Source organism: Helicobacter ganmani (assembly GCF_003364315.1).
Lineage (GTDB): Bacteria > Campylobacterota > Campylobacteria > Campylobacterales > Helicobacteraceae > Helicobacter_D > Helicobacter_D ganmani.
Genome location: NZ_NXLS01000001.1, coordinates 160,346 through 182,030 on the forward strand (window position 1 = coordinate 160,346; position 21,685 = coordinate 182,030).

Sequence of the window (21,685 nt, forward strand, 5' to 3'; positions counted from 1 at the left end):
CTTCACGCTTAGAATGAATTTCAATGTTTTTTTGACGCTACTTCAATGCCTCTTTGGCGATTTCTTTTGCGCGTTGCAAAGCTTGTGGAATCTTAAGTTTATCTTTGCCACCTGCGGTTGCAAAATCCTCGCGTCCGCCCCCATTCCCTCCTAAAATCTGAGCAATCTCTTTTACCCAAGCTCCAGCCTTTAAATCCACGCCTTTTACACCTGCAGTAATTCCAATTTTATCTTTTTGCTCCTCTGTTGAAAGCAAAAGAATTGCTACTTTCTCATTTTCGTTTTTGGCATTATCTACAAGCTTTTTTGCCTCACTTGCCTCAATCTCTTTTAACTCCAACACAATAAGTTTTGTTCCATTGATAATTTCTGATTTCATTGCCTTTAGGCTGTTTGGGAATTTGTTTGCTTTATTTTTCAATTCACGCACTTGCTCTTTTAGCTTGTCAATCCCTTGCAAAAGATTCTGTGCTTTTAAGTTTTCCTTTGCTTTTTCTATGTCGTCAAGTGCATTTTTGCCCAATTCATAGGCTGCCTTACCGCATACCGCTTCAATCCTACGCACGCCACTACTTACTCCGGATTCCTTAACGATGTAAAAACTTCCAATAAATGCAGTATTTGGCACATGGATTCCACCACACAACTCTATGGAATCGCCAAAACTAATCACTCTCACTTCGGTTCCATATTTCTCACCAAAAAGTGCCATAGCTCCTTTTGCTTTCGCACTTTGTATATCCATTTGTTCACAGATTTGCGGATACGAACTTAGAATCTGTGCATTTACATTCTGCTCAATCTTTTCCAATTCCTCTTTATTTAGGCTTTGCGAATGGCTAAAGTCAAAACGCAAACGATTGGATTCTACAAGGCTACCTGCTTGTGTAATATGTTCTCCCAAAATCTCTCGCAAGGCTTTGTGCAACAAATGCGTCGCGCTATGATGTTTAGCGATTTCTAAGCGGATAGAATCCACAATTGCAAGCACTCCTTCTTTCAGTCTCAAATCCTGCACCGCCTTGACTTGGCTAATGTTTAAACCAAAATATTTTTTAGTGTCTAATATCTCTGCAATTTTGTCATTATTATGCATTAGCACACCTTTATCTCCCATAGGACCACCGGATTCTGGATAAAAGGGCGTCCTATCAAGCAAGATAAAGCCCATTTCGTCTTTTTTGATACTTTCTACGCGTTGCAAATTTGCGTCCAAAAGTGCGAGAATTCGGCTTTGGGCTTCTGTCTTTTCATATCCAACAAACTCATTAACTCCAAATTCGCTTAATAATAGTTTAAAATCTCCCTCTTTTACACTATCTCCGCTCCCTTTCCAATTTGCCTTTGCCTGTTCCTTTTGGGCTTTCATACAGATTTCAAAACTATCCACATCTACGCCAAAGCCATTTTCACGCAACATATCTTGCGTCAAATCAAGCGGAAAGCCATAAGTATCATAGAGTTTAAATGCCACTTCACCGCTAAAGAGCTGATTTGGCTTTTCGTCTTTTAATTTTTCTAACTCTTTATTAAAAAGATTCATACCATTTTCAATCGTTTCAAAGAATCTTAACTCCTCTGCCTTGCATTGTTGCATAACAGCTTGTTGTTTTTCCAACAAATAACGATAATGCGCCCCCATATTCTCACACACGCAACCTACTACTTGATAAACAAAAGGTTCTCTAAGCCCTAATAAATAGCCGTGTCTAATCGCCCTGCGCAAGATTCTGCGCAAGACATATCCCCTACCCTCTTTGTCAAAATTCACACCTTGTGCAAGTAAAAATGCTACACTTCTTGCGTGGTCTGCAATCACGCGAAAACTTGCACCACTTTCATATATATAAGTTTGTCGGGTAATCTCTTCTACTTTGGCAATTAAGGGCATAAAAAGCGAGGAATCAAAATTGCTATGTTTGCCCTCTAGCAATGCAACCACACGCTCTAACCCCATACCTGTATCAATGCTAGGCTTAGGCAAAGGCTTAAGATTCCCCTCTTTGTCGCGTTCAAATTGCATAAAAACAAGATTCCAAATCTCTAAGAATCTATCGCCATCTCCGCCGAAATAATCCTCTGGTCCATTGAAAAACTCTGCACCTTGATCTACAAAAATCTCACTACAAGGTCCGCATGGTCCCACATCGCCCATTTGCCAAAAATTATCTTTATTCCCCATTCTCTTAATGCGCGCAGTATCAATATGCTTGCTCCATAGCTCAAACGCTTCCTCATCACTTTCGTGGATTGTTACATACAAGACACTTTTATCAAATCCCAAAACTTCTGTAACAAATTCCCACGCATACGCAATGGCTTCCTTTTTGAAATATGCCCCAAAGCTGAAATTTCCAAGCATTTCAAAAAGCGTGTGGTGCCGCGCGGTGTAACCGACATTTTCTAAATCATTGTGCTTACCACCTGCGCGAATACAAGTCTGCGCACTTGTTGCGATATTGGGAGATGGAATCGGGATTCTACCAGTAAAAATATCTTTAAACTGCACCATTCCTGCATTGGTAAATAATAATGTAGGGTCATCAGGCACTAAAGGCATAGAATCATATACTTTATGCCCTTTGCCTGCAAAATATTCTAAAAATAAGGCTCTTACATCTTTTTCTTTCATTTTTAACCTCAAAATTTTTTGACAAATTCTACTTTTTTTCAATTGAAATCTTGCTTTGATAAGTTTTACAAGAAAAGATTAAAAAGGAGTAGTATAAACATAGAATCGCAAAAAGATTCTATGTTAAATTAAACTTAGTTGCGTTTAAGTTGAATTGCCTCTTGCATTAGTTGGTCGGCAGTTGTAATAGATTTTGCACTCATTTGATAGCCTCTTTGATAGACAATCAAATCGGTTAAAGCAGTTCCTGTATCTGCGTTGCTTGTTTCAAGCATATGGTCTAAAACTTTTCCATATTTCAAGGCTGCCAATCCACCCTCTTCCCAAGCAAGTAGCGGAGGACCGCTGACAACAGCAGTTTCTCCATTAATCGTGCGTGCATTCATCTGAAAGAGATTTCCACCCACTTTACTCAATCCTTGGTCATTCACAAATGCAGCCACCCCGAAGCGTCCGATTGGCTCTAATTTGCCATTTGTGAAATTCACCATAATGATTCCATTTTCATCAATCACAATGTCTTTCATTGTGCCCGCTGCAGTACCATCTTGTGTAGTAGATTTTGTATCAGAATCCGCATAAGCAAAGTTGCTTGAAGTTTTGCCATCAGCAGATTGCGTCAAATCCACACGCACGTTTCCGCCATTAAAAGGCACTTCAAAGATTTCAGCATTTGCGCTTCCATCGTCATTAAAAGTAATTTCACTAATCGTAGGATTCTCGCTAATCATTACTTTTCCAACTCCGTCATAAATACTGCTTCGCACTTCCCAACGCTCTAACACTTCAGGCGTTACATCTCTGTTTGCTTGTTCCACTAAAATGTATTGCGTTTTTAAAATAAACTTCTCACCAGAATCACTATAAATCTCAGTGTTTGTCTCATAGGTAGGCACTTGGAGTTGCGTGCTGCTAATGCTTGCGACACTTAGAATACTCCAACCCCTATTATCCTCTGCGGGATTGGTATCCCCCGCACCATTGGTTTTGCGATACAAGATTCCATTGTAACTCACAATAGAATCTTGCGCGTAAGTTGTCCCTGCGGTATATTCTTGCACTTCTCCTAAGGTTGCATTGGCGACTTCTTCCCAATTTGCTGCGTCCTCCTCTGGAGCAGCAATCGTAACTTCTCCTGTGATTGGATTAGTCACTTCTGTTACATCGTTTGTTAATTTTCTATAAACTTTACCTTCACTGATGACAAGTTCATCTTGTTTATACTCTTTTGCTTGCGCTCCTTGATAAGCAGGTACTCCGCTACTATCTACAAGCGTCCAACCATCAGGATTATCCAAAGGATTCCCATTAGCGATTCCGTCTCCATTTTTTTGGAAAATCATACCATTGTATTTTACAAGTGCTTGATTTTGATATTCTGTGTTATCCACAAAGCCTTGAATTGCGCTACCAAAAGCAGATTCCAAGTTATTATTGCTAGACTTTAATCCCAATTTGTCTGCAAGCTTGCCATTAATACTTACCTTTACATCTTGCATTCCCCCATTGCTAAGATACAAAGAGCAGTCGCTAGGGTTCCCCTCACTATCTAGCTTTAAGCCCAAAGTCAAACCGGTTTGTTCTTTGATAAGATTCATTAATTCGCCTATTGTTTTAAAGCCATTTTCTGCTCCACCATAAGTAAAAGTGTATTTTGTCGTAACTCCTCCTCTCTCAAGACTTATATTAATATCTTTATAATTTTTAGGATCTAGTAACTCTCCTTTAGCGTTCATTAACGCATTCAAGTCTTGAGTAAGGAATTTATCCATACTAAAATTATCATTCTCATCTTTTAAATTTCCGATTCCTTTAGGATTTTGTGTGCGGTTTAGGTTGATAGACAATCCCACTTCTGTTGTTAAAGTAGGCTTATAAGTAAGATTTTTGGGAATTTGTAAAGGTTGTAGATTAGAACCAGAAAGTCCTGCATAATCTCCCTCTAAGTTATTTGTGCCCGTCATTGTTCCGTCAGCTGCAATTTTACCTAGATTAATCCCATACATATAATAGCCACTAGAATTAACCAAATAACCCTCACCATCTAAACTAAAAGAGCCATCACGTGTAAAGTAATTTTGTTGTGTTCCATTATAAACTGGCGCGTTAATATCAAAAGCACCATTTTTGTTAAGCCCAACGACAAACCAACCTTTGCCACTATAAGCAACATTAAAGTCTCCCTCTGCACTAACATAAGTCCCATCATTCGCATTGATAGCATTAGAGCCTATGGTAGAACCATAGTTGTAATCATTAGAAATTGGAGAATTTGCATTCACATAACTCATACTTGTTGCAAAAAGACTTTTAAACTCTGGTAAATTTGCGCGGTAACCCACCGTATTAACATTTGCGATATTATTAGAAGTGGAATCAATCCCAAATTGATGGGTTCTAATTCCACTAATTCCATTATAAAATGCACCGACCATTAGAAATCCTTTCCATACATTTTAATGATTAACTTTTAGGTTGAAAAGTATGTGCGTAAGTAATTGGAATTACCATTTCACCAAGTTTCAAATAAGGCACACCTTTGTCATAGAGCACACTTTGCACCTCACCACGTCCAAGTTCTGTGCTTAAATATTTGTTAGTTGTTGCATCTAAGTTATATTCTGCACTAATCGTATAATCCCCAGCTTTTACATAGCTACCACCACTATCTTTTGTATCCCACTCAAAATCAATCCAACCACTTTGCCCGTCATAATCTTTAAGACTGATTTCTTTAACAATCGTTTTTTCTTCAGATTCTTTTCCATCTGAACCTGTGGTAACCTTTTTTGTAACAATAGTAATCTTTGGATCACCTTTACTTGCATCAATAGGCTCATCAAAGTAAAGGCTAAATTTTGTTGTCTCATTCTTCTCAAGCGTGATTGTATTTAAACCTGTCTCTGCAATTTTTCCTATTACGCCAATCGCATTATAACCACTCAAAATATTACTATCTTGAATACTATCAGAGAGCAAGCCTAAAGATTCTAGCATTTTCTTTTGGGATTCTATCATCTTCTCTTGTGCTTCAATAGTTTTTTCGTTTGTTTCTTGCATAGATTCCATTGCGCTTGTCATTTTTTCCATTGCGGCTTTCATTTTTTCCTGCGCTTCCACTTGTGTGAGTTGCGCAGTTTGAGTTAGAATCTCTTGTGTCTCCATTGGAGCAGTTGGGTCTTGGTTTTTAAGTTGTTCTAAAAACAATCGCATAAACGCTTCATTAGACAATGAGTTTCCACCGGTTGTGCTTTCATCTTTGGGAATCTCTTTATCATCTAATGGATTTTTCCATTCGTTTTCCTTTGCACTCTCTGTTCCACTTGAACGACTTGTGTTGCTTGTAGTTTGAGGTTGTTGGTAATTTCCATTTAGTCCTGTTGCAGTTGTTGATGACATTCTTTATCCTTTAAGCATAATATGAAAAGTTAATCTCCACAAGTGCCACTTTGGCATAAGGGTTATTCACTTCTTTGTAAATATGTAAGCTATTTTCATTCCACTTTTGAGTATTTTGCGAATTTTCATCAGAATTTTGTGTCAAATTCTGCTCTTTGCGAGGATTCTCCCCTTGATTTTGTCCGCCAAATCCTCCGCTATTTCCTCCATTAGAACCATTGAAATCTCCATTATCTAAAAGATTCCCTGCATTATCTTTAAACTCTAAATTGACATCATTTAAGCCCAAATTGCTCAAGCTATTTTTAAATTCTTGCGCATTTTGCATAAAGAGTTGCAAAGCGGTTTGATTGGAAGTGATTTGCACAGAGACATTTTCTCCGCGTTTAGTAATCGTAAGCTCCACACTTCCCAAATTTTCTGGATTGAGCTCTAAGGACAACCTAGTAATGGGCGGGCGATAATTCTGCAATGCTTCTCTTAGCTTATCGCTAAAATGCAAGAAAGTATTTTGCACACTCAAACGATTCTCTACCTGCGCTTGTGTGCTTGCCTGATAAATCTCTTGATTGATTTTTGCTTTTTTCTCTGTATTCTCTTTGCTTACTTCCAACATCGCCTCTTTGGAAGTTTCTTTTGAACTTTGCGCAGATTTTTCAGTAGTTTTAAGCAGATTTTCTAAGAAAATATCCTGCTGCTTGATGTCTTGTTTTATATTTTCCTCTTTGAACGCATTTCCAAGAGTATTGAGACTCTGTGTTGTGGTGGTTTTTGAATTTTTTATATTTCTTTTATCCTCTTTCTCTTCTTTCAAAAAAGATTCTTTGACTTCCTTTTGTTCTTTAAGAGTAAAAGGATTCCGCAAAGATTCTTGTGTCGCTTTGCTTTGTGAAGCTACTTTTGTATTTTGGGATTCTTTAAGCATTTCCTCTTGATTAGTTTTTTCTTTTACCTTTTCCTCCTGTTTTATCTCATTTTTCACTACAAAATCCTGCTTGCCTACCTCTTGTTTGGGAATCTCTTTACTAGGTTCTTGTGCTTTAGCTTGCAAAGATTCTGTGGGTTTATCAGGGGATTCTTTGATATTTTTCGCTTTTACCTTTTCTTTTTCTTGTGCATTTTTAATCTCTGTTTTTTGTAATTTGTTTTTCGCTTCCAAGTTCTCCGCTTCTTTTGTTTTAAAATCTGTTTTGGATTCTATTTTTTCTTTTGTTGGCGTTAAATTCTCTACATTTTGAGAATCCTTAAGATTCTTTTCCTCTTTTTTAAGATTCTGTGTTGAATTTTTAACATTCAAAGATTCTTTGTTTTCTGCCTTAAAATCTGTTTTGGATTCTATTTTTTCTTTTGTTGTCGTTAAATTCTCTACATTTTGAGAATCCTTATGATTCTTTTCCTCTTTTTTAAGATTCTGTGTTGAATTTTTAACATTCAAAGATTCTTTGTTTTCTGCCTTAAAATCTGTTTTGTTTGGAGAAGCTTTAGAATCTTTTGACGATTCTTTGTTAAGCAATTCTTTATCTTGCAAGAGATTGCTTAAAATATTCAAAGATTCCTTGCTTTCTTTTTGTGTTACTTTTGGATTTGCAGTATTTGTTTTTACATTTTCATTTGTTTTTAAAATTTGCTTATCCAAAAGCATTTCTCGCTTAGGCACACCTTTAAATTTTATCTCTTGATTAGTGTTGTCCTTTTGCAAGTTAATTTTTTGGATATTTAACTTTAAATCCTCCGCAACCTTATTCAAATCTTTTAGAGTTTTTACCTCTTGAGTTTGAGTTTTTGAAAATTCCAACAAATCCCTTGCGCTTTTTAAAGTTGTCTTTGTAGGCAAAGTATCCTGTGTATTATTTGAGATATTTATTTTTACATTTTTATTCCGTGATTCCGTCTTTTGCGATTCTACAAATTTTTTAGAAAGATTGTATTTTTCATCTAAACTCTTCAAAATATTGCTTTGTTGGCTACTATTTTTAGAAAATTTATTAAGCTCTTGTGGAATCTCTAGAGAATTTTGAGAAGTTTTTTTGGATTTAGTCTCTGATTTTTTAGAATTTTTATCCATACTTAGAAAATTGAAAATTTCGGCAAATCCCCCGCCTTCACTTTCGCTTACATTTTGGGCATTTGAAGTTTTGATGACACTTTTTTGATTGACTTGTTCAATATCTATTAAAGGAAGCATAGACGCGCCTTTCTCTAAGAATTTAGATTTAATTACTAGAGTATAAGCAAAAGCCATTCCAAAGATTTTTGATTATTTTTTTAGATTGTTTTAGTTAGAATCCACACCTAATTTTAATCTTAAGGAAAACAATGCAAGAAATCAGAAATATTGCGGTGATTGCGCACGTAGACCACGGAAAAACTACCCTAGTAGATGGACTACTTAGGCAGTCTGGAACTTTTGCAAACCACGAACAAATAGATGAACGTGTAATGGATAGTAATGAGATTGAAAAAGAAAGAGGAATCACGATTCTATCGAAAAATACTGCAATTAATTATAAAGGAACAAAAATCAATATTATTGACACTCCCGGACATGCTGATTTTGGAGGAGAAGTAGAACGCGTCTTGAAAATGGTTGATGGCGTGCTATTACTTGTAGATGCACAAGAGGGAGTAATGCCACAGACAAAATTTGTCGTCAAAAAGGCACTTGCGCTTGGAATCCGACCCATTGTGGTTGTCAATAAGATTGACAAACCCGCCGCACAACCTGACCGCGTGATTGACGAAGTGTTTGATTTGTTTTCGGCAATGGGAGCAAATGAAGAGCAATTAGATTTTCCAGTAGTTTATGCCGCTGCGCGCGAAGGATACGCAATAAAAGAATTAGAAGATGAGAAGAAAAACCTAGAACCGCTTTTTGATGCGATTTTAGAATATGTGCCTCTGCCAAGCGGAGAAAGTACAAATCCTCTACAAATTCAAATCTTTACCCTTGATTATGATAACTATGTGGGTAAAATTGGAATCGCTAGAATCTTCAATGGCAAGATTAGAAAAGGCGAAAATGTAATGCTTGCAAAAAGCAATGGAGAAAAAGTAACAGGTAAAATCACCAAACTAATTGGGTTCTATGGCTTGGCTAGAACGGAAATTGAAGAAGCCAAAGCGGGAGACATTATCGCCCTTGCAGGATTCCATTCTATTAATGTTGGAGATTCCATTGTGGATATCAACAATCCGATTCCACTTGACCCTATGCACTTAGAAGAGCCGACAATGAGTGTAAATTTTGCAGTCAATGATTCTCCTTTTGCAGGATTAGAGGGCAAACATGTAACGGCAAACAAATTAAAAGAACGGCTAGAAAAAGAAATGCAAACAAACATTGCAATGAAAATTGAGGAGCTAGGCGAAGGAAAATTCAAAGTCAATGGACGTGGAGAATTGCAAATCACGATTCTAGCCGAGAATTTGCGCCGAGAAGATTATGAGTTTAGTATTTCGCGCCCCGAAGTCATCGTCAAAGAAATTGATGGGGAAAAATGCGAACCTTTTGAATCCTTAGTTATTGATACACCTCAAGATTATGCCGGCAGCGTGATTGAAAAATTAGGACGCAGAAGGGCGGAACTAAAGGCAATGAATCCTATGGGAGAAGGTTATACACGACTAGAATTTGAGATTCCAGCGCGTGGGTTAATTGGCTATAGGAGCGAATTTTTAACCGATACAAAAGGGGAAGGTGTGATGAATAATAGTTTTTTAGAATTTCGCCCCTTTAGTGGAAGCGTAGAAACAAGAGGCAATGGTGCGCTTATCTCAATGGAAAATGGTGAAGCAACACCCTTTTCGCTAGGAAATATCCAAGAAAGAGGAGTTTTATTTATCCCACCACAAACTAAAGTTTATATTGGTATGATAATTGGCGAACATAGCCGAGAAAACGATTTAGATGTGAATCCCATCAAGGCAAAGCATTTAACTAATATGCGCGCAAGTGGCAGTGATGAGGCGATTAAACTCACACCACCAAGAGATTTAAACCTAGAGAGAGCATTAGAATGGATTGAAGAAGATGAGATTTTGGAAGTTACTCCCAAAAACATTAGAATCCGCAAAAAAATATTAGACCCGACACAAAGAAAAAGAAAAAGTAAATAAGAGGAGAATCTATGCTAACTGTTATCAAAAGAAATGGACGCATTGAACCACTAGATGTAACCAAAATCCAAAAATACACGCGTGATTCCGTTGTAGGGCTAGAAGGCGTTTCTCAAAGTGAATTAGAAGTTGATGCGAAGTTGCAATTTCGCGACAAAATCACTACACAAGAGATTCAGCAAACACTGATTAAAACCGCTGTAGATAAAATTGACATTGATTGTCCTAATTGGAGTTTTGTTGCAGCAAGGCTCTTTCTTTATGATTTATACCACCGCATTAATGGCTTTAATGGCTATAAAACCTTGCGCGAATACCTAGAACTAGGCGAAAATGAGAATCGCATCGTCAAAGGAATGAAAGAAAAATTTGATTTGGAACGATTAAATAAAAAAATTGACACAAACAGAGACCTGCAATTTAATTATTTAGGCATAAAAACGCTTTATGATAGATATTTACTAAAAGACAAAAAAGGCAATCCCATTGAATTGCCACAACATATGTTTATGGGAATTGCTATGTTTTTAGCCCAAAATGAACAAGACCCAAATTTTTGGGCAGAACAATTTTATGATTTGCTTTCTAAATTTGAAGTTATGGCAGCCACCCCTACACTTTCAAATGCTAGAACTCCTCGTCATCAACTAAGCTCTTGCTATATTGGAAGCACGCCAGACAATATTGAAGGAATTTTTGATTCCTATAAAGAAATGGCACTTTTGAGCAAATATGGCGGTGGAATCGGTTGGGATTTCTCCAAAATTCGTGGGCTTGGAAGCTTTATTGATGGGCATAGAAATGCAGCGGGTGGAGTGATTCCTTTTTTGAAAATCACGAATGACATTGCCATTGCAGTAGATCAGTTAGGCACAAGAAAAGGTGCAATTTCTGTTTATTTAGAGCCATGGCATAGTGATATTTTTGATTTTGTGGATATTAAGAAAAATAGCGGGGAAGAAAGACGTAGAACACACGATTTATTCCCAGCACTTTGGATTCCCGACTTGTTTATGAAAAGAGTGCAAGAGGACGGCTTATGGAATCTCTTTGATTCACTCACTTGTTCAGATTTAACCAACCTTTATGGCAAAGCGTTTGAAGCGCGCTATATTCAATATGAACAAGACCCAAATATCCCTAAAGAAACAATTAAAGCAAAGGATTTATGGAAAAAAATCCTCACAAATTATTTTGAAGTTGGTTCTCCTTTCTTGTGTTTTAAAGATAATGCAAATTATGCAAATCCAAACTCACATACAGGAATCATTCGTAGCTCCAATCTCTGCACAGAGATTTTTCAAAATACTGAACCCAATGAATGTTTTATCCGTGTAGAATATGAAGATGGAACGATTGAGGATTTCTCTGAATATCAAGAAGTCATTACAGATTGTGGCATCAAAAAACCCTCCAACAAAATTACTTCCATTGACAGCATTAGAGGCAAAAAGGTTTTCATTGCGCAAAGAGAATCTAGCGATGGCAAAACTGCGGTGTGTAACCTCGCCTCTGTCAATCTTTCTAAGATTCACACCAAAGAAGATATTGAACGCGTTGTTCCTATTGCAATTAGAATGCTAGACAATGTAATTGATTTAAATTTCTGCCCCAATCGTAAAGTCAAGGTAACAAATCTCAACAATCGCGCGATTGGTTTAGGTGTAATGGGGGAAGCACAAATGCTAGCAGAAGCACGCATTGAATGGGGAAGCGACCAACACTTGGCAAAAATTGATGAAATAATGGAAATGATAAGCTACAATGCAATCCAAGCAAGTTGTCATCTTGCGCAAGAAAAGGGAGTTTATAGCGAATTTATTGGTTCAGAATGGTCTAAAGGAATCTTTCCAATTGACAAGGCAAATAATGAAGCAAAAAAACTTATTGACCGCGGAGGGCTTTTTGGATTCGTTTATGATTGGGATATTTTGCGCGAAGAAGTCAAAACCAAAGGGATTCGCAATGGCTATTTAATGGCGATTGCCCCGACAAGCTCTATTTCTATTCTTGTTGGCACAACACAAACGATTGAGCCAATCTATAAGCGTAAATGGTTTGAGGAAAACCTAAGCGGTTTGATTCCTGTTGTTGCCCCAAATTTAAGCTTAGATAATTGGAATTATTACATCTCTGCGTATGAGATTGACCAACGCTTACTTATCAAAGCCGCTGCGATTCGTCAAAAATGGATTGACCAAGGACAAAGCACAAATATTTTTATGGCTTTAAATCTTGCAAGCGGTAAATATTTGAATGAAATTTATATGTTAGCGTGGAAATTAGGCTTGAAATCCACTTATTATTTACGCTCTCAAAGCATTGAAGCAGAAAGCAACACAGACGCGATAGACCGCAGCATTGAATGTGAGGGTTGCCAATAAGTGAAAAAATCTTATCTAATTGATACTTCAATTATTTTAGATGATGTAGAGAATCTCTTTTTCCTCCACCAAAATGGAGAAAATGCAATCTTCATCTGTGATGTTACCTTAAGTGAATTGGACAAAAAGAAAGATTTAAGTAATGAGACAGGATTCTTTGCGCGAGAATTTTTTAGGAATCTAGGGGATTTTGCTTCCACTTCTTCATTTAATCCTATGGAAAACGATAAAATCCACACATTTTATTTTACGATTCATCATCAAAAAATCCCATTACAAATGATTCATAGACCCAATTATAAAACCAAATTTCAAGACTATGGATTAAACGACGCGCGTATTTTGGAGATTGCCAAAGATTATCATTTTGTGCTACTTACAAACGATATCTCCCTCAAAGTCTATGCGCTTTCACTTAATCTTTCTTCACAATCTCTTTTAAGAGACAGAATAGAGAATCCCCAAGCCATTGAGTTTTTGAATCATTTTCAAATCCACAAAAGCAATATTAAAGAAAATCTTGAGCACAATGCGGCATTTGCTGCACTCAAAAATTGGAGTTTGATTGAGATTTCCGAACAAGACAACACCGAAAATAGCCTCTACCTCACAGGTAGAAAACATTATGGCATTAAACTAGACAATAGCTTTTATCCTTTGGATTTTGATGCGCGTTTAGAAGAGGATAAACTCTATATTAATCCAATTAACTTGGAGCAAAAATTTCTTTACACGCTTCTAACGCACCCCAAAAACAGAATCACAATTTGTAGCGGCGCGACAGGAAGTGGCAAAACACTCATTGCTTTGCAGGCAGGATTACATTTACTAAAAAAGGGCGTCGTCAATGGAATCGTTTATCTGCGCAATACTATCACCGCAAACGATAAAGAGGCAGAACTTGGATTCCGCAAAGGTGATGAAAATCAAAAACTTCATTATTTTATGTATCCTCTTTTTAGTGCAATTAACTTTATGATTACCAAAATGCAAAAGGAATCTCTTGCCAAACGCATTGAATATCGCGGAGAAGCAAACAGCATACAAAGTCAAGAAGCCACAGAATATTTCTTAAACAAACACAACATTGAAGTGCTAGACATTGCCCACGCACGCGGGGTGAGCATTGCCAAAAAATTTGTCATTTTTGATGAGGCGCAAAATGCCTCTAATGCAACCATTAAGCTAATTGGGACAAGAATGGCGGAAGATTCTAGGATTGTCTTTTTAGGCGACCCTATGCAGATTGACCACCCTTATCTTAGCAAATATCGCAATGGACTTATTAGCTTGCTAAAAAAAGCAAAGCAGGACGATTTTCTTGCAGGCATTGTTTTGCACCAAACTATTCGCAGTGAGATTGCTAGTTGGTTTGAAGAAAATTTCTAGAATATCGTAACTGCGATTCTATCATTTGTCATTGCAGAAAATCTCAAAACTTCTTGGCGCACATTGGCAACTTACCCAAACTTGCGAGCACCTTGCATACAAAAACTCACGACAAAACCACAGTAAAAGCTATTCTCTTGTGGGATTCTATCTTGCCCAAAAAAGCTTGCAAATTCTCCAAATTAGCCTCTAGCTCCAACTGCACACCCTCTTGCAAAAATTCTTTTTGCACAATCTGAATCTCAAGTTTTTTAATCCAATATTCCGCTTTAGAAAATGCACTGAAAGGAATCTTTATCACAAGGGATTCTTGAGGAATATAAAGCTGCAATGCCCCCTGCTCTTTTGCCTTTTCTATTACATCTTTTGTGGCTTGTGTGTAAGCCCTTACAAGTCCGCCTGTGCCGAGCAATGTGCCTCCAAAATAGCGCACCACCAACAAACCGCATTCTATTAAATCATATCCACGCAAAACCTTTAAAGTAGGCATGCCTGAAGTGCCTTTAGGCTCTCCATCATCACTAAAACTCTCCTCAATTTGTCTCTGTGGATTAAACTTGCGTGAGGAAGTTACAAAATGCACGGCTTTGGGGTGTTTTATACGCATTTGCGCAACAAATTCTGTGAAATGTTTGATGGAAACCAAATAAGAAAGAAACTCTGAACCTTTCACTTCAAAACTAGATTCTACAATCTTTAAAGGATAATATAGGCTAGTCATTCTCATTTATTATGCGTTTGAGATTCCCTCCTGCAAAACTCACAATTTTATTTCCGATAGAATCCAAACCAACAATCTCACAAATTGCCCCCTTTGCAATAGCTTGTTTGGGCATACCAAAAACAACACAGCTTGCTTCATCTTGCGCAATCGTATAAGCTCCATTATTATAAAGCTCTTTGATTCCTATGCTTCCATCGTCTCCCATACCCGTCATAATAATCGCAAGAACATTTTTACCTGCAACATTATTTACACTGCGAAACATCACATCTACACTTGGACAATGACGAGAAATACGAATCCCCTCTTGAGGTTCGGCATAATAATCATTGCGTATCCTCTTCAAAACCATATGCAAGCCACCCGCTGCCAAATAGACACAAGAATCTTTCAAAATAACTTTTTCGCGCACTTCATAAACATCTAACTCGGAGATTCTATTAAGCCTTTGAGCAAAAGAAGTAGAAAAGTTACCCGGAATGTGTTGCGTAATCACAATGGGAGGTAAATTGCGTGGTAGGGTTTGTAAAATCTTTGCAATCGCATCTACTCCCCCTGTGCTTGCACCAATGGCAATCAACTTTTTGCCATCTCCTTTATAGGGGTCAGATTTCAACAATAAATCTGGATGATATTTTTTATTTATATCTGTCAAGCTAATCCATCACTTTTACAAAGATATTTTTTCCTAAGCGATCCACCTTAGGAGCAAGATTTAAAATATTTTCTGAATGCCCAAGATATAGCGTCCCACCAATTTTCAGATGAGAGAATATTTGACTCAAAATCTGTTCTTGGTCTGAAACCTTGAAATAAATCAGCACATTGCGACAGAAAATAATATCAAATTCTTTTATCCCAAAAGGATACCTTGAATCATAAAGATTCTGCTGTTTGAAAGTCAAAATATTTTTCAAATTTGACTTTGCGTCCATAAAAAGCTCGTGGTCGTTTTTGTGTTTTATATCAAAATAATCTTTTAAATCTACCCAAGTAGGCAAAGGATTCAACTTGGTATTTACGACATATTTACCCTTTTTGGCAAAATCCAACACCGAAGTGTCAATATCAGTCGCAAGAACACTCACAGGAGTGCTAGAGCAATAAATTTCTTTTGCATAAAGTAAAGTTGTCGCGATAGAATAAGGTTCTTCACCCGTAGAACTAGCCGAACAATAAACTTTTATTGGCTCATTCTCCTTTAATCTATGTGGCAAAATTCTATCTAACATATCATCAAAATGGAATCCCTCACGAAAGAAATCTGTTTTATTTGTCGTAAAAGCATTAACAAATTCCTGCTTAAAATGCCCATGCTTGACTTGATGAAAAAAATTATCAAAATCCTGAATATTAAATTTGCGCTTTAGCATATCCAAACGATTTTTAATAGTAGAATCCTTGCTAGTCGGCAAGTAAATTCCTGCAATTTTATAGATAATTTCTCGCGCTTTATTAATATCGTTATTGTTAATATTGACAGACATTCTTCCTCTTTAATTTAAATTGTGCTGTTTTTTGTAAGTTTCTTGCCATTTTTCTGAAGTCAGAGTATCGGTTACTTGCCCGATATTTTGGTATTGTTGATAATAATCTTCTACAAAAGCTCTTATTTCTGATTTTATAGGCTTATAATTTCCTTCAGAATCTTTTAGGGCATAATTATCCAAAAAAACTTTTGCATCTTGCTTGTTTAAATAAGTTACAATCAACTGATTATAAACATTCAAATATTGCTTTTTTAAGGCTTGCATTGTGGTTTCATTGACTTTAATCTCTAATGCCGTTGTTTCAAAATCACCTTTATAATGCAAAACTCCTGCGCCAAATAAAACTTCCAAATGGATTAAACCCTCACAATAATAAGGCAATACTTCATCTTCTTTCATCCACGCAATCAAACCTACCGCACGCGCAATAGTATTAAAAATAAGCTCTTTTAGCAAGGGTTGATTGGGGGATAAAAAATAATAGGCAAGCCCGCCCATTGTTGCCTTAAATTCTTCTATGTTTTTAAATTGCCCACTTGCGTTCATTTTTAATTCACTATCTGAACTTACCCATAAAATATGCCCAAACTCGTGCCCAATCGTTGCAATCTCATACACTTTATACCAATTTTCTTTTTTGAAAAACAATAACTCTCTATTAAAATCTAAAAAGTCTTGCGGAAAAGTCTTAGAAGATAGAAGCATAAAAGGCTTAGCCATAGATAATTCGCGCACTCTATCGGGAAAATAAAAAATCTTTTTGCCATATTTTTTGCTAACTTTTTCGTCATTTGGCACGACTTGCGCACTAAAAAGCCCATTTAGTTCTGCTCCATAAAAAAGTGCGGGTAGCCCACCATAACTTTGCGTTTTAAGCAAAGATTCCTCTACACACGAATTAATTTCTTTTTTATATTCGGTATGGGGGGCTTTAGAGCTGTAAAATTGATAAAATTTTAACATAGATTCTTTGGAAATTTTACAATCCTGCTCTTCTTGAGGATTAAGCAAATCAATTCCTTCGTAAATTCTAGCAATACGCAAATCCCATTCAGGGGCAACAGCCTTTCTAAAATGGTCTTCATAATATTCTAAAGGATGTCCAATCTGCAAAGGAGTAGAAATCGCCATCCAAGCCTTATCCACAAGTCTCCAAGATTCCAACAAACGGTTCGTATTTGTTTGCATTAAAGCGGATTTTAAGGTTTTTAAATAATGCAAATGCGCATTTTTTTGCTCTAATTTCGGTAAAACTTCTGGGGTTTTTTCCAAAGATTCAATCCCTGCATTAAAAGCCTTTTTTAATTCCTCAAACTCTTCTTGAAAAAAATCTGCATACGCCACGGCTTGATAGATAGAATCCTTAAGCACGGGCACAGAGTAGCTTCTATCTCCTATTTCATTTTCATTGACTAATGTATCTTTTTGTATTGGAAGATCGTTTAAAGTTTCTTGACTTAAAATATTTTTTAAAGAGAGTGTAGAAGTGGAGGAAACCTCCATACTAGGCTTTAAAACTTCTAAGATTTTTTGTAAATCTTTATTGTATTTTTGATTTAATTCACGATTGATTCCTAAAATCAAATTCCTCTGCCAAGCTATAAAAAATCCATTAAAGCATAAGCCTATCTTATGCACTGCTTGAATTAATGCCCGCAAAAATGGACTTAAAAGCCTCTCCTTTGTGATATATTCTAACAATAATTGATGTTTTTCCATATGAAAATTACAAGTGATTTTTAAAAGCTGCATTCTTAAGCTGATGATTTGTTCTTCTTGCATTTCAAGCTTTTGCAAGACATTCATCAGAGGAGCCTCTTGCAATGCTATTACGCGGTCTAAACAAGCAAGTAGAGACTCACGATTGTGTGGAATCTGCACAAAAATACTTTCCAAAAAATGCGGAACTTTATCTGTTTTGATAGATTCATAAAGTGCATTCGTCTGCTTATTTTGTGCTTCTATGCGTTTATAAATTTTTGTAATATCGTGCAAAACATCCGCTTCTGTCATTTTTACTCCTTACTCTGCTGTACTCTCCACCTTTTTGTGTTTTTTGATGATTTGATATGCTTGATTAATAGATTGTAATTTTTTGGTGGAATCCTCCATAATAGACTGCTCCAAACCCTTGTGATATAAAATATCTGGGTGGAATTGGCGCACGAGATTCTTATAAGTTTTTTTAATATGTTCCATACTATCCTCTTCACTTACACCTAAAGTAGCATAAGCTTCTTGCAAAGTAGAATCCACTTGTTTTTGGGCATAAAATTCTTCAAAGGTATCATAAAGAGTATTAAAATCCTCATTATCAATCTCCAAATAAGCCGCAACATCTAAAATAATTTCGCGTTCCTCACTTCCTAGCTCACCGTCCGCATAGGCAAGAGCAAGCAAATATTCTACCAATTTTAAGCGACTTTTATATTGTCCTTTGGTAAGTGTTGCATAGCTTCTAGTTAGGGATTCCACACTTTCATTGGTAAAATCAAAAATTTTATGCAAAATTTCTAAAATTTCATCTTTTTGATTCATTGCGCTTTGCAAACACAACGCGTCTGCAATATCCTGTATGGTGTTTTCCATAAGCTCTAGCTCTAGCTCACACACTTTACCATCACTTTGAGCAAGTTTAGACAAAAGAGCAACAATCAAGCCATATTCACTTTTTGCAATCTTCTCCTCTCTGCTAAGACTAGAGATTTGCTCTTGATTTTTGTATGGATTTTGATATTCGCTTAATTCGCTATCCTTTTCTTCATTGTTAATTTGAGGACGTTTTTGTGGGTGATTAAGATAATCTCTAAAATTAATCATTGCAATGGCAATAATGACAATCGTAACAAGCAGTAAAATCTCCATTCACAACCCCTATTTTGTAAAAAATCCTTTAAGCTTATTTAGGATTCCACTTTCATTCAAAAATCCCAATTCCGCAAGCTTATGTTTAATCTCCGTGATTCCATCATTATTTGCCTCTACTTCTACGCTTTGACTTTCAATATCTACGCGCAAGGAAGGATATTTTTGCAAAAGTGCTTCATTGATTTTTTTAACACATCCTTGACATTTGATATTTTGACATTGTATTTTTTCCATAATTTAAATTTCCTCAAGTTATTGATGTGGTGTGGTGGGCCCTATAGGACTTGAACCTATGACCAATCGGTTATGAGCCGAGTGCTCTAACCAGCTGAGCTAAGGGCCCTTTTTGAAAAAGAGGTATGATTATACACAAATTTATATCTAAAGGCAAGTAAATTTTCTAATACAGCAAAAAGAATCATAAAAGTAATAAAACTACTGCCTCCATAACTAAATAATGGCAATGGAATCCCAACCACAGGTGCTAACCCAATCGTCATTGCAATATTCACTCCCGAATAAATAAAAATCAACAAGCCTATACAATAAGAAATCACTTTCAAAAAGTAGTCTTTTTCATTTTCATAACTCATAGAAAAAATGTGAAAAATCAAAGAAGCATAGAGAATAAACAATCCAATTGCGCCTACAAAACCGAATCTTTCTACAAAGTAAGGAAAAATAAAATCACTTGTCGCAATAGGCAAAAACCTATATAATGCCTGTGTGGCTTCTTCTTTTTCCTTTCCATAGATTCCTCCAGAACCTACGGCAATCATTGCTTGTTTGACTTGATAATCTGGCTCTTTGGATATGAAATCCACGATTCTTTTTTTCTGATAATCGTGTAGATTCGCATACAAAATAGGAGATAGAAATAAAACACCAATCGCTAAGGTAAGCCAAATCTTATAATTTACCCCGATTAAAAACAATGCGCCAAAGCTCATCAACAATAATACAAGCGCTGTTCCTAAATCAGGCTGTTTTAAAACTAACAAAAAGGGCAACAAAATCAAAAAAGAAAGTTTCAAAAAATCTAACAACTTATAGCCATTTTTAGGAGGTGGCTTTTTATCCACATAATAAGCTATCATCAAAATTAATGCGGGTTTCATCGTCTCTGAAGGTTGAAAAGTAAAATGAATAAAAGGAATTTCAAGCCATCTTTGCGCGCCCAAACGCGTATCTCCAAAAAACTCAACTAGAACCAAAAATGCGACATTAACACAATAAAAACCAACAATAAACCACGGGATTCTACGCATAGGAATCAAAAATACCACCACAAAAATCAATAATCCTACGCCCACATAAACTAAGACTTTGCTACCCAAAAATTCGTTATTTTCGTTAATCAAAAACCAAGACAGCAGAATAATTGGCGCAATCAATAAAGGCAAAGTATAATCAAAATATGCTAGAATCTTGCGGTTAATTTTAAACAAAAGACAATCCCAAAAATAAATATTGCGGTAATTTTAAGGATAATTTTAACATAATTTTTAAATAAAGATTGTATAAAAAATGAAAAAAAAATTACATCTTGCTTTTGCGTATGATTCCTCCTCTGTTTTTTTGAATCAAAATTCTGCTTGCAAGGATTCTAATCCCCAACAAAAACAGGATTTTATTTCCCACCAAACATTCACTCCCAATGCCGATGAAATAGGAATCCGAGCAGATATTTTTCTCGCCAAAACACTACAAATCTCGCGCTCACAAGTAGAAAAACTTCGTGCAAACAAGCAAATCTTGCTCAATGGCTCTCCTCTTAACAAACTCGGAATCTTTTTAAAAGCACAGGATATTCTTATTCTTCAAGAGATAGCCAAGCCTCTTAGCGATTCTGCAAATTCTCAAACTTTTGAGATTCCAATTCTCTACCAAGATGAAGAATTATTGATTTTGAATAAACCTGCCGGATTAATCGTTCATCGTGCAAATGCGCAAGATGAACAATACACGCTCGTAGATTGGCTAAGACAAAAAAAATTTTCGCTTTCTAATCTTGGGGATTCTTATCGCGCAGGCATTGTGCATAGATTAGATAAAGGCACAAGCGGTGCAATCGTAATTGCAAAGACGAATTTCGCGCACGAACATCTAAAATCACAGCTTCAATCACGTCAAATGGGACGCTATTATCTTTGTGTCATTGACCAAGCATTAAAAGAATCGCAAATGGTAGATTCTCCACTGATACGACATTCCAAAAATCGTTTAAAATACACTACGGCAAACAAAAATAATCCTAATGCAAAATCTGCTAAAACCGCGTTTTTTAAAATTTCCTCCGCACAAAATGAAAAATTGCATTATGAACTCATCGGAGCAAAGCTTTTCAGCGGACGCACACATCAAATTCGTGCGCATTTGAGTAGTTTAAATCGCCATATTTTGGGTGATTACTTTTATGGTTATTTAGGAGATTCCCATTTCAATGGATTTTTAGAAGATAGAATCTTGCTTCACTCTCATTTACTTTATTTAAACCACCCAAAAAATGGAAAAATTTTACATTTTTATGCTCCGCTTTTTAAGGATATGCAAGACTTTTTAAAAACCTATTTTTCTTTAGAAAGCTATCAAGATTCCTCCAATAATCTACTTTTTCCGCTTGAAAGTCTTTATCATTCTGCTTTTTTTATGGATTCCATTGTATAAATTCTCTTTCAAAATT

The 21,685-nt window shown here is 36.2% G+C and carries 15 protein-coding genes and 1 tRNA gene; 4 read left to right on the top strand and 12 right to left on the bottom strand.

What is annotated here, in order from left to right; translation table 11 throughout:
* Nucleotides 1–37 precede the first annotated feature (37 nt).
* The 4 genes from alaS to CQA43_RS00820 form a co-directional block, all read right to left on the bottom strand.
* Nucleotides 38–2,632 carry an alanine--tRNA ligase gene (gene alaS / locus CQA43_RS00805; RefSeq protein ID WP_115550717.1) on the bottom strand — a complete coding sequence of 865 codons (2,595 nt, stop codon included), beginning with the start codon at nucleotides 2,630–2,632 and terminating at the stop codon, nucleotides 38–40.
* Between the two features lie 134 nt (nucleotides 2,633–2,766).
* Entirely contained in the window at nucleotides 2,767–5,067 is a 2,301-nt protein-coding gene (locus tag CQA43_RS00810) for a flagellar hook-basal body complex protein (protein WP_115550718.1), read from the bottom strand.
* A gap of 28 nt (nucleotides 5,068–5,095) precedes the next feature.
* Nucleotides 5,096–6,031, bottom strand: coding sequence for a flagellar hook assembly protein FlgD (gene flgD / locus CQA43_RS00815; protein ID WP_115550719.1), 936 nt, complete (start codon nucleotides 6,029–6,031; stop codon nucleotides 5,096–5,098).
* 10 nt (nucleotides 6,032–6,041) lie between these two features.
* Complete coding sequence (locus CQA43_RS00820) at nucleotides 6,042–8,216, bottom strand: flagellar hook-length control protein FliK (protein ID WP_181881584.1); 2,175 nt, start codon at nucleotides 8,214–8,216, stop codon at nucleotides 6,042–6,044.
* Between the two features lie 131 nt (nucleotides 8,217–8,347).
* On the opposite strand from CQA43_RS00820, the gene typA reads away from it, so the two are divergent.
* From typA to CQA43_RS00835, 3 genes are read left to right on the top strand one after another with little or no spacing between them, the layout of a single operon-like run.
* The gene (gene typA, locus CQA43_RS00825; RefSeq protein WP_115550721.1) at nucleotides 8,348–10,147 is read left to right on the top strand and encodes a translational GTPase TypA; all 1,800 of its coding nucleotides are present in this window, start codon (nucleotides 8,348–8,350) and stop codon (nucleotides 10,145–10,147) included.
* Between the two features lie 11 nt (nucleotides 10,148–10,158).
* On the top strand, nucleotides 10,159–12,531 hold the full coding sequence (locus CQA43_RS00830; RefSeq protein WP_115550722.1) for a ribonucleoside-diphosphate reductase subunit alpha: 2,373 nt from the start codon (nucleotides 10,159–10,161) through the stop codon (nucleotides 12,529–12,531).
* Nucleotides 12,532–13,920, top strand: coding sequence for a PhoH family protein (locus CQA43_RS00835; protein WP_115550723.1), 1,389 nt, complete (start codon nucleotides 12,532–12,534; stop codon nucleotides 13,918–13,920).
* Between the two features lie 106 nt (nucleotides 13,921–14,026).
* Here CQA43_RS00835 and CQA43_RS00840 read toward each other — a convergent pair whose 3' ends face one another.
* The 8 genes from CQA43_RS00840 to CQA43_RS00875 form a co-directional block, all read right to left on the bottom strand.
* Nucleotides 14,027–14,641: a YigZ family protein gene (locus CQA43_RS00840; RefSeq protein WP_115550724.1), complete on the bottom strand. Its 615-nt coding sequence runs from the start codon at nucleotides 14,639–14,641 to the stop codon at nucleotides 14,027–14,029.
* Nucleotides 14,634–15,299: a CheB methylesterase domain-containing protein gene (locus CQA43_RS00845; RefSeq protein WP_115550725.1), complete on the bottom strand. Its 666-nt coding sequence runs from the start codon at nucleotides 15,297–15,299 to the stop codon at nucleotides 14,634–14,636. Before CQA43_RS00845 ends, CQA43_RS00840 begins: the two co-directional genes overlap by 8 nt.
* A gap of 1 nt (nucleotide 15,300) precedes the next feature.
* Nucleotides 15,301–16,131, bottom strand: coding sequence for a CheR family methyltransferase (locus CQA43_RS00850; RefSeq protein ID WP_115550726.1), 831 nt, complete (start codon nucleotides 16,129–16,131; stop codon nucleotides 15,301–15,303).
* 9 nt (nucleotides 16,132–16,140) lie between these two features.
* Complete coding sequence (gene ciaB / locus CQA43_RS00855; protein WP_115550727.1) at nucleotides 16,141–18,147, bottom strand: invasion protein CiaB; 2,007 nt, start codon at nucleotides 18,145–18,147, stop codon at nucleotides 16,141–16,143.
* Between the two features lie 9 nt (nucleotides 18,148–18,156).
* Nucleotides 18,157–18,999 carry a TerB family tellurite resistance protein gene (locus CQA43_RS00860; RefSeq protein ID WP_115550728.1) on the bottom strand — a complete coding sequence of 281 codons (843 nt, stop codon included), beginning with the start codon at nucleotides 18,997–18,999 and terminating at the stop codon, nucleotides 18,157–18,159.
* A 9-nt stretch (nucleotides 19,000–19,008) separates the two neighbouring features.
* Nucleotides 19,009–19,236, bottom strand: a complete 228-nt coding sequence (locus CQA43_RS00865; RefSeq protein ID WP_115550729.1) for a heavy-metal-associated domain-containing protein — start codon at nucleotides 19,234–19,236, stop codon at nucleotides 19,009–19,011.
* Nucleotides 19,237–19,268: 32 nt separating this feature from the next.
* Nucleotides 19,269–19,345, bottom strand: a tRNA-Ile gene (locus tag CQA43_RS00870).
* A complete protein-coding gene (locus CQA43_RS00875) occupies nucleotides 19,323–20,450 on the bottom strand; it encodes an FtsW/RodA/SpoVE family cell cycle protein (RefSeq protein ID WP_115550730.1) in 1,128 nt (375 codons plus the stop codon). The genes CQA43_RS00870 and CQA43_RS00875 overlap by 23 nt, the downstream gene beginning before the upstream one ends.
* A gap of 79 nt (nucleotides 20,451–20,529) precedes the next feature.
* On the opposite strand from CQA43_RS00875, the gene CQA43_RS00880 reads away from it, so the two are divergent.
* Entirely contained in the window at nucleotides 20,530–21,669 is a 1,140-nt protein-coding gene (locus tag CQA43_RS00880) for an RluA family pseudouridine synthase (protein WP_245944173.1), read from the top strand.
* Nucleotides 21,670–21,685 lie beyond the last annotated feature (16 nt).

Excerpts from the sequence above, each read along its gene's own strand:
- CQA43_RS00860 (WP_115550728.1), bottom strand. The coding sequence starts at position 18,999 with ATGGAGATTTTACTGCTTGTTACGATTGTCATTATTGCCATTGCAATG.
- CQA43_RS00810 (WP_115550718.1), bottom strand. The coding sequence starts at position 5,067 with ATGGTCGGTGCATTTTATAATGGAATTAGTGGAATTAGAACCCATCAA.
- alaS (WP_115550717.1), bottom strand. The coding sequence starts at position 2,632 with ATGAAAGAAAAAGATGTAAGAGCCTTATTTTTAGAATATTTTGCAGGC.
- flgD (WP_115550719.1), bottom strand. The coding sequence starts at position 6,031 with ATGTCATCAACAACTGCAACAGGACTAAATGGAAATTACCAACAACCT.
- CQA43_RS00865 (WP_115550729.1), bottom strand. The coding sequence starts at position 19,236 with ATGGAAAAAATACAATGTCAAAATATCAAATGTCAAGGATGTGTTAAA.
- CQA43_RS00840 (WP_115550724.1), bottom strand. The coding sequence starts at position 14,641 with ATGACTAGCCTATATTATCCTTTAAAGATTGTAGAATCTAGTTTTGAA.
- CQA43_RS00850 (WP_115550726.1), bottom strand. The coding sequence starts at position 16,131 with ATGTCTGTCAATATTAACAATAACGATATTAATAAAGCGCGAGAAATT.
- ciaB (WP_115550727.1), bottom strand. The coding sequence starts at position 18,147 with ATGACAGAAGCGGATGTTTTGCACGATATTACAAAAATTTATAAACGC.
- CQA43_RS00820 (WP_181881584.1), bottom strand. The coding sequence starts at position 8,216 with ATGCTTCCTTTAATAGATATTGAACAAGTCAATCAAAAAAGTGTCATC.
- typA (WP_115550721.1), top strand. The coding sequence starts at position 8,348 with ATGCAAGAAATCAGAAATATTGCGGTGATTGCGCACGTAGACCACGGA.
- CQA43_RS00830 (WP_115550722.1), top strand. The coding sequence starts at position 10,159 with ATGCTAACTGTTATCAAAAGAAATGGACGCATTGAACCACTAGATGTA.
- CQA43_RS00880 (WP_245944173.1), top strand. The coding sequence starts at position 20,530 with ATGAAAAAAAAATTACATCTTGCTTTTGCGTATGATTCCTCCTCTGTT.